Genomic DNA, 8315 nt, shown 5'->3' on the forward strand with positions numbered 1-8315 from the left:
GGGCGAATATATGATTCGTTACATCGTTGCTATTATTCCGGGGAAGTGGGGGGGGTTACTTCCATCATTTTCTGACCCCGTCGCCGCCCACAATTCCCATTTTTAACAGTCCATCAGCCCATAGAAATTCTAAAATCGCTTGTCCTTTTTCCGTTGTCTGATAGGAAAGTAACTGGGTAAGAAAATCGCTATCAATGGGCGAACAGGCCACGGGAATAAGCTCCACCTGTATAAAATGTGCCGAACTCGCGCTCTTACCGCCATCGCTGGATATACATATCACAGGATCTTGGTCAATTATCAGGTGTACCAATGAGTACCAACGATAAGGAGCAGGCGTTTCACCCTCTTCATACTCCCTCGCGAACGGTTCGCGTAAGTAGTAGCGACAATTAGAGTTCTTAATGAACCAATCAAAATCTGCCTTTGCGGTTGGGGGTAAACGCAACTCTTGAGCTTTTATCGAGTTGGAAAAGTCTTTTAACTGTTTACCTGTCATACCTTTCTTCTTTCGTGTTGTTCTGTTCATCAGTGCAAAACCTCCGGCTTAATGAGCGCCGCACCCTCTTCAATAAAGCTGCGGTGTAGCTCGAATAACACTTCTTGACCAAAATCAGAAAGCGACAGACCTTGACCCGGTGAACCCACCAGCATTTGACGATAAAAAAGCTGGCGTTCTTCATCCCTTGCTCGTGACCAAATCGCTCAATCAGTGCGCCTTCAATGTTATTTGCCAGTGCTGAGCGCTCAATGGACGGGAAAAGGGGGAGAACAACAGGTGAATTTTCCAGCTTAAAAACGGCTCTGCCGTGATGTTTTTCCTTTTGCTTAGTAACCCATACATGCGCCACTATCCAACGGAAGAAACGGATATCGTCTATCGGTTGCCCATCGGGAAGCGTTTTTAGCCATGCCATGAGTAGCTGTAACGCTAAGGCGTTTTGCTTGTCCCATTCACCGCTATCAACGCGATCTAAAATGGCAGTAGCGGGCAGGGAAATAACGATCTGTTCTTGCTCGTTTTCTTGCTGGTGGAACAGCGTCACAATGCCGTTTTCAATAACCGTTCTGTAATCAAGCATATTGCACCTCCCTCACATGGGTAACGTGTGGCTCTGCGTTCCCGTAATCGTTTTTGGCTTCATTGGCATGCAGTTGTAAGAGTTGCTGAGCATACGCCAGTAAATCGGCCTCTATATCCCTTGCTTCGGGATCTAAACGCAGGTACTCCACGGCCTTAAGAAAGGCGGCTACAGGCTCTAATACATCGGCTGGATGGGTATAGATATTAGTCAGTGAACGATCAGACATGGTGCACCTCCTGTACTGGCAGGCGACAAGCAAAAAGCAAAACGAAATCACGGGAAAGGGCAGAACGAGCGCCGTGCTCATCAGGAGCAATAGCCTCTATACGGCTGGGTGTCGCAGATAAGTCTGCACGTTTAACGCTCAGAAACTCGAATTTGAAGTGAGTGGGGGTAGGGATAGTCGCCATAGTTGCGATCTCCTTGTACTTAGTTAAGGAGTCACCGCGAGAGGTGCTAATCTCTATGGGGGCGGTGACACTGACGGGGTTAGCACTACTGGCGTACAAGGAAACCAGCCAGCCCGAAGGCTGCCCTGCCAGCATCACCATTGAATACGTATAGGCGAATACCGCCTTAAATGGTAGGTGCTGCGATGCTGTGACATAAAAAAAGACGCTCGGCGCGTCATATGTCGCCTTGTACTCATTATTCAGGGTGCTAATCCTGACACCAGATTTTGCTGGTGCAGGGTCAATATAGCCAAAGTCCACCAGCAAAGGCAAGCACATTTTATCCGGTGTGTTAAATTGTCGGGCAGAATAGTGATGAAAATTAGGCATTGCGCGCCCCCAATCGTGAAGCAATGATGCGTTGGTTAATCCACGAATCAACTTCGCTTTCGATGAACGCGGAGGCACGGGAACCCGTCTTTATTTGCTTAGGGAAATTCCCTTCAGAAATGTATTTGTAGATGGTCGATTTACCCAGACCAGTACGGCGACATACTTCGGGTAATTTGATAAATGAGTGTTGCATAAATAATAGCCTTCCTCGGTTGTTGTTAGACAGTACGGGAGGAAGGTTAAAATTTTACGAAGGAGATTCGGCGGAGTTTTGGAAAACTCCGTTATCTTACTTTCGTACTCCACCTTTCGTTAACCAGTCAATGACCGTTTTCTCTGTAACACTGGCGAGGGTAGCGTTAACGCCTTTATTGGTTATTTTTTGCTGCAATGTAGTAATGCTTCCCTGAAAGTCTTTATCTGTAAAACCGTGTGAGATTAGAAATTCGACAATAGATCTGCTCTGAATTTTGGTTGAGCGTAATTTATACTCTTTTTCAGGTATTGGCTTGGCGTGGATCATGTTGTAGATTTTTTCGGCTTCGTAGCGAGGTAGAACGGGTTCAGGCATAGGATAATCAAATAGTGCTTTTTCGCTTTCAGCATCTTGTACCCCCTGCCCGATATTTCCATGATCAATCGAGGGTATTAAACCCCCCTCCTCAGCATATAGGGCTTGTGCGGTATCAAGAGCATAAACGCTGTATGTTGCCAGTTCTCCTTGTCCTATCTTGCCCCACTCTTTATCTACTACCGTAGAGGCGATTAACGTGCATCCTTTAGCCTCACCGAATATTGAGTCAAATTCTGCACTCAAGCCCTCGTTACCCCACAGTGCGCGAATATCATCAAGCAATAGATACCGGGCTATTTTCCCCTCTTTAAACCAAGCGGTTAAGTCTTTAGCCTCTACGGTAAATGGGGGTTCAGTTGCGTTGATTAATGCTAGCCCAGCGGTAATAGTGGGGTTTTCAAACGGGTATACAAAAGGTTTCATCACGTCCGCCTTATAACGTAGTGCCTTAACAATGGAGGTGACGAGGCAGGCGGCAAGGCTTACCGCTTTTCTCTCCGTCGAGATAGCCTCATCGATTACCATTGTGCTATAGCTGGTGACTTTTGTCCAAATTCTGATTCTAACGAATCGTTATAATTAAACATTATCAACAAGCTAAGGTGAGCTAACCTTTTGATAATTTCGGAAACCTCCAATTGAGGAAGCCGGGCAAAGAGGGAGAACGGCAACGGGATTACAAGCTGTACTGCTAATAACACAAGCTGCATATTTACAGCTTGGTTCAGCGCTGCGAATGGGATAACTTGCTGAATTCCGGCGAAACGCCGGAATCACGTCAATATCCTTGTGGTGCTCGGTATTTAAGCAGGGTGTGAATTCACACCTTGAGGCCGTATAGCTTTTGACATCAAAGCCTAACCCATTGATATTCTCGGAAACCCCCATTGGGGGAAGCCGGACGAGAGCCAAGCCCCTTAACCTGTTGTTCTTCTTCGTAACTCACATTTGAGTTACGGTTAACGTACTGATTTACTTCATGATCCAAAAAACTGATCATCTCATAACCAGACTGCATATTTGTAGTGTGCTTGATTCCGTACGGCACACGGAATTAAACCTAATCCCTTGATATTCTCGGTAAACGCCATTGGCGCAAGTTGGCATTTAGTCCGAGGAACGACACTTAACAAACTGATTATTGTTAACTTACTCCAATGGTGTAAGTTGAAAATCCGCACTCATCTAAACTCTGCGTTTCGGGGTATTTGATACTTATCAATGAGTTACTTTGACCCTGTGGGCTAAGGCTTTGCCCTGCCCGTCATACCCCCACCTATACCCTGTGGGGCTGGTGGCATTTGGCGAACTACCGGCATTACGGTAGTTAACCTAAGGCGGAATTTCGCCTTAGCCAGTTTTGATATTAAGCAGGAATTCTTGCCTTAGCCCTACTGGACAAATTTGTCTAATTAACCCTACCGCCAAATATGGCGGTAGCCGTTCGCGCAGGTTGTCGGGCAAAGGGGAGGCTTTTATAACTGGGCGCTTAATGCTGAACTGCGCTTTTTAGCATAGTTACCGTGGAAGCCGTAAATAAGGTCAATTTCTAAGGGTTCCTCCAGGATCTCAAGACACCCCAAGATAAAACTTTCGGCCACCAGCATTCGCTTTCTGACCTCGCTCTCACTGAGCTTGAACTTACGGCCTATCGCACGTTTCGACATTCCACCAACGTAGTGCTGCTCGATAAAATCACATTCCTGAGACATACCGACGTTACGCAGTTTGGCAACGCAGCTATCAATGATTATGCCGTCTTCGTCACTGCACGATAGCTTATTGCTGCCGGTATAAGTCACCGCGTCTCTAAACCCCGCAGAAACAGACTTCCAGCCAATGTTAACTCTGCCTTGCGCTACCCACCCACCCCAATGTGACAGTATTTTTTGCATGTCTCTGTACATGGTTTTTTATCCGCCTCAAATGTACCAGTTAACAAGTACATAATATCATCGCTGGTGGATAAGAGGAAATGGGGTAAAAGCCGTAACTCAAATCTGAGTCACCCTAAAAATCAAATGGTTGGGTACATGGTCAAGATTTTGACCATCTGGCTTTTCCTCAATTTGAGGGGGAAGTAATTGATGATCCAAAACTTGATGTTGATGATTTTAAAAGGTTTTTAATTCTCGCGATTTGCTAGAATTAAGCTTTATCAAGGTGTTACGGGGAAGAACACACCCGATTATACCGTAGAGCAGATTTGCTTTACGGTATAAATCAAGTGGTTATATGTTCGGGAGATTGACGGGCAAGGGATGACGCAAATTTGCGTCATAATGTAACTTACTGATTATGTTTAATTATACCGATTCGGTAGATTTGAAAGTCCTTAATGAACTGACCCCATAAAGTCGCCTTTATATTTATTTATGAACAAGCAAAAACGCGAGCCACCATAGTTCAAATTTTTTCACATATACTACGCAAAACTACAGAAAAAGATTAACCATCCCTAAACTACATCAAACCACTGGACTCTAAAACCAAGATGCTAAGTCCGGCGAAAAATCCATAACAGATGAAGAAGAGAGACGAGCTTATAGAAATTTTTCGCTTCCAGACCTAAACAAGAGTCTCTGCTTTGGCCTAAGCGGAGATCCCCTCTTAGCTTTACTGCTCAGTTTAGCTCCAACCCCACGGCTATTTACCGCTGGCAAAAGGTGTTGTGCATTTCCGAGGAGGGGATTATCAAAGTGTTGGGACGCGTATATTAGGTACTGTCCCGCCCTTGTCCCTAATTTTTACTGAATAATTACTTTTTAAAATAGATATAACTATATAATAAATATAATATTTTTATATTTATATAAATACATAAGGGACACTGGGACAGCGGGACAGCGGGACACCTAAAAATACTGTTTATAAATATGAATATACATAGCTAATCCCCTCCCCGGTCAAAAAGCAATCACAAATGTTTTTGGTAGTAAGTTTGGTAGTAACAATCCCATAGATAAAAATTAAATATGTTATTTATTATAAAGTTAAATAACTAGATCAAATTCCGCCAGCGGACAGTATCAGGACAACAACTTGAAAAACAGTAAGTTAGCAAAGTTGATTGGTCACTGTCATGACAGTAAATGGACTTAAAAGTGCACGTAAAATGCACGTGAAGTCAAATTTGAAACACCTCAGATCCCCTCCTCTGAGGTGTTTTTATTTATAACTAATATGTTTCAAATTGTAAAAAAGTGTAACGAAAATACGTGTCAATTTTGCTTATTTTGGGTCTGACCTTCTCCTCGGATCACTTTCCCCAAGACCTATATTGAAGAGCGGTCATCATAACAAAGCCTAAAAAATCCACGGCTAAAATTCATATCCAAACCATCATCTTTCTGTTCATATAAACAGTAGTTTTAAATATTCAAATTTTTTGATGATATTTGACGATCAGATGTAATTTTGCCAAAGGAATTGAGGTAGGTTTCAAGGTGGGATGGGAACACTATAGGGCGGTCCCTTTAACATATGGGATAATCCGTATGTACTGGACGGCTTAAACTCAAGCTCTCCTACTGTGGTGATTTCCCCTATAGTTGATTAACCTATTGATTCCACCGCTGACCGTCAGATTGGCGAACCTGGCTAAACAGGTGAATGAATCAACGAAAAATTCCGCCGATTAGAGCTGAGCGAAAAATATCGCTGAGTGTAAGAAATATTTCTCATACCCCTTAGTTAAAGAGTGACAGGCCAAAGTGAGGACCTCGGTAATATGACCCCTTGAGATTAAGGAGTCCTTACACCATGCAAAAGGCTGGAGAGTTAAAAGGTGAGAAATCCCACCTTTAGGTAAGGGGCTGATTTTGCGTAATTCTGTCACAGTGCCAGAGATTAATAAAATCAAGGGGTTAGAAGGCGAAGAGGCAGTGTCTTTGCCAAGTCTTATCAGCAATGTGAATGGATTTTATGGATGCCCTATCAGTCGTTCTGTGCCATCCTAATCAGAAGTTCTCTCCAGTATTGATGAACCCATTTTATTGATGTTTACTGGCGGAGAAGTAACCCGCCTTCATAGGCTGATAAAAGTCACTTTCAAAATATAATGACTGGAGGTAATACTATGTACGATTGGTCTGGAACTGTTTCTGGAAAACTTCAACAAGGTCAACCCACTGGGCTTATCCTTGAAAAAGGAGACGTGATCTCTGTTACTGCCTCTGGCTGGATTAGGTATACCCATGACAATACAAATCCTTGGTCTGCCCCTCAAGGAGTTCCGCCTCATCCCCCAGGAGGGGGTTTAATTGCAAAAATTGGTGACAGCACCTATGAAATTGGCAATGGTGTACTCCACAGAACAGTCCCTACAAATGGTGAATTAACTTTTTTATTTTTAGATAGCCAATATAACGATAATTCTGGTGTGTTTTCTGTGAATGTTAAAATAGAGTCACGTTATAATCCTCTTCAAGAAAGAAAATAAATAATCTCAATACCTAACCCGCAACTTTCTGCGGGTTAATAATTTCCGTTAATATAACCAATTAAAACCGTATTGATTTGAAACCATATTTTTTATTGCGTCCTGTGTGAATTCATTACGCTGCTCTCTCACAGATTAAGCAATTTCTGATCAACAGATTATTGAGAGTGATAATATATTTGTCGCTATGTTCTATTGAAATCAATTAACTATAGGGAATTCTGCATGAGTGCCGATCAACGCTTTAGTCTGGTAGTCTTTCAAAAAGAAAATGAGCTAATTGATTTCAAGATACATCGGGATACGCAAGAAATATGGGCTACAACTAAAGAAATAGCTGCTCTTTATGACGTAGATGAAACTACTATCATAAAGCATATAGGAAACATCTATAAAGATGGCGAATTAGATGAATCGTCAACTACTGAAAAATTTGCAGTAGTTCGAAATGAGGTAAATAGGACTATTAATAGAAGGATATATCATTATAATTTAGATATCATTATTTCCGTCGGTTATAGGGTGAGTGCCAAAAGAGCAATACATTTTCGTCAATGGGCAACTCAAACACTGAGAACTTATCTTGAACAAGGTTATATCCTTAACGAAAAAGCTCTCAGTGAATCACCGGAAAAAGTCAACAAATTAGCAGCAAAAGTTCGCGAAATAAGATCTGGAGAAAAGCAGGTTTACGCTAAGGTACGTGAATGCTTTAAGATTAGCGCTTCTGACTACAATCCCTCATCTCAAGAAGTCAGAACTTTTTACGCTCTCCTGCAAGACAAATTTCATCATGCTGTGACAGGAATGACTAGCTCAAAGTTAATTCTTGATAGGGCAAATCATCGTGAAGATAATATGGGTCTTTACTCCATAATCGGAACTTTTCCCACTAAAAAAGAAATTGAAGTTGGTAAAAATTATCTCAGGCCTGATGAGTTATATCGCTTACATCTACTTTCTGAGCAATTTCTGCTTTACGCAGAATCTACAGCCCTTCAAGGGAAGGCGATGACAATGCACTCACTTCACGCTCAACTAGACAGGTTGCTAACTTTAAATGACTACGATGTTTTCCCTGGGTATCGAGATTACCTAAAAGACACAGCATTAGATCATGCAAGACAAGAATTTGAAAGATATAAGAAAAAGAAAATAATTGAAGATGCTGGCTATATATATGATGAAGAGCTTGTAGAGTTAGGCGAATATAATTTTCTTTTTGAAGAATAAACCCCAGCCCTCCCCGCGAGGGCTTTTTTCTATTCCTCCCTACCCCTCACATTCCACACCGAAGCTGCCTGACTCCGCACACGACACCCCTAACGCCGGCCCCCGAGAACTTGCAAAGGGTCCCACTCCGCAGCATGCACACTCGCACCACTCACACAGGATTACTTACACATTGTCTGGAACTACATCGACAAAAG

General features: G+C 42.7%; 10 protein-coding genes. 2 read left to right on the plus strand and 8 right to left on the minus strand.

Features of this window, described 5'->3' with window-relative positions; translation table 11 throughout:
• Positions 1-64 precede the first annotated feature (64 nt).
• From AACQ81_RS01950 to AACQ81_RS01985, 8 genes are all read right to left on the minus strand, one after another.
• Positions 65-499, minus strand: a complete 435-nt coding sequence (locus AACQ81_RS01950) for a hypothetical protein (RefSeq protein WP_237386108.1) — start codon at positions 497-499, stop codon at positions 65-67.
• On the minus strand, positions 489-1082 hold the full coding sequence (locus AACQ81_RS01955; protein ID WP_237386109.1) for a hypothetical protein: 594 nt from the start codon (positions 1080-1082) through the stop codon (positions 489-491). Before AACQ81_RS01955 ends, AACQ81_RS01950 begins: the two co-directional genes overlap by 11 nt.
• Complete coding sequence (locus AACQ81_RS01960; protein WP_237386110.1) at positions 1075-1311, minus strand: hypothetical protein; 237 nt, start codon at positions 1309-1311, stop codon at positions 1075-1077. Before AACQ81_RS01960 ends, AACQ81_RS01955 begins: the two co-directional genes overlap by 8 nt.
• The gene (locus AACQ81_RS01965) at positions 1304-1867 is read right to left on the minus strand and encodes a host cell division inhibitor Icd-like protein (protein ID WP_237386111.1); all 564 of its coding nucleotides are present in this window, start codon (positions 1865-1867) and stop codon (positions 1304-1306) included. The genes AACQ81_RS01960 and AACQ81_RS01965 overlap by 8 nt, the downstream gene beginning before the upstream one ends.
• On the minus strand, positions 1860-2063 hold the full coding sequence (locus AACQ81_RS01970; protein WP_237386112.1) for a helix-turn-helix transcriptional regulator: 204 nt from the start codon (positions 2061-2063) through the stop codon (positions 1860-1862). The genes AACQ81_RS01965 and AACQ81_RS01970 overlap by 8 nt, the downstream gene beginning before the upstream one ends.
• Before the next feature lie 96 nt (positions 2064-2159).
• A complete protein-coding gene (locus tag AACQ81_RS01975) occupies positions 2160-2867 on the minus strand; it encodes a hypothetical protein (protein WP_237386113.1) in 708 nt (235 codons plus the stop codon).
• Between the two features lie 427 nt (positions 2868-3294).
• On the minus strand, positions 3295-3444 hold the full coding sequence (locus tag AACQ81_RS01980) for a hypothetical protein (protein WP_339353353.1): 150 nt from the start codon (positions 3442-3444) through the stop codon (positions 3295-3297).
• 475 nt (positions 3445-3919) lie between these two features.
• Positions 3920-4351, minus strand: a complete 432-nt coding sequence (locus AACQ81_RS01985) for an antiterminator Q family protein (RefSeq protein ID WP_237386114.1) — start codon at positions 4349-4351, stop codon at positions 3920-3922.
• 2171 nt (positions 4352-6522) lie between these two features.
• Here AACQ81_RS01985 and AACQ81_RS01990 point away from each other — a divergent pair.
• Both AACQ81_RS01990 and rhuM read left to right on the plus strand, forming a co-directional pair.
• Complete coding sequence (locus tag AACQ81_RS01990) at positions 6523-6885, plus strand: LecA/PA-IL family lectin (RefSeq protein WP_237386116.1); 363 nt, start codon at positions 6523-6525, stop codon at positions 6883-6885.
• Positions 6886-7110: 225 nt separating this feature from the next.
• The gene (rhuM, locus tag AACQ81_RS01995) at positions 7111-8118 is read left to right on the plus strand and encodes a RhuM family protein (RefSeq protein ID WP_237386117.1); all 1008 of its coding nucleotides are present in this window, start codon (positions 7111-7113) and stop codon (positions 8116-8118) included.
• Positions 8119-8315 lie beyond the last annotated feature (197 nt).

The sequence above is a fragment of the Xenorhabdus sp. Sc-CR9 genome, from assembly GCF_963897815.1.
Classification (GTDB): Bacteria; Pseudomonadota; Gammaproteobacteria; order Enterobacterales; family Enterobacteriaceae; genus Xenorhabdus.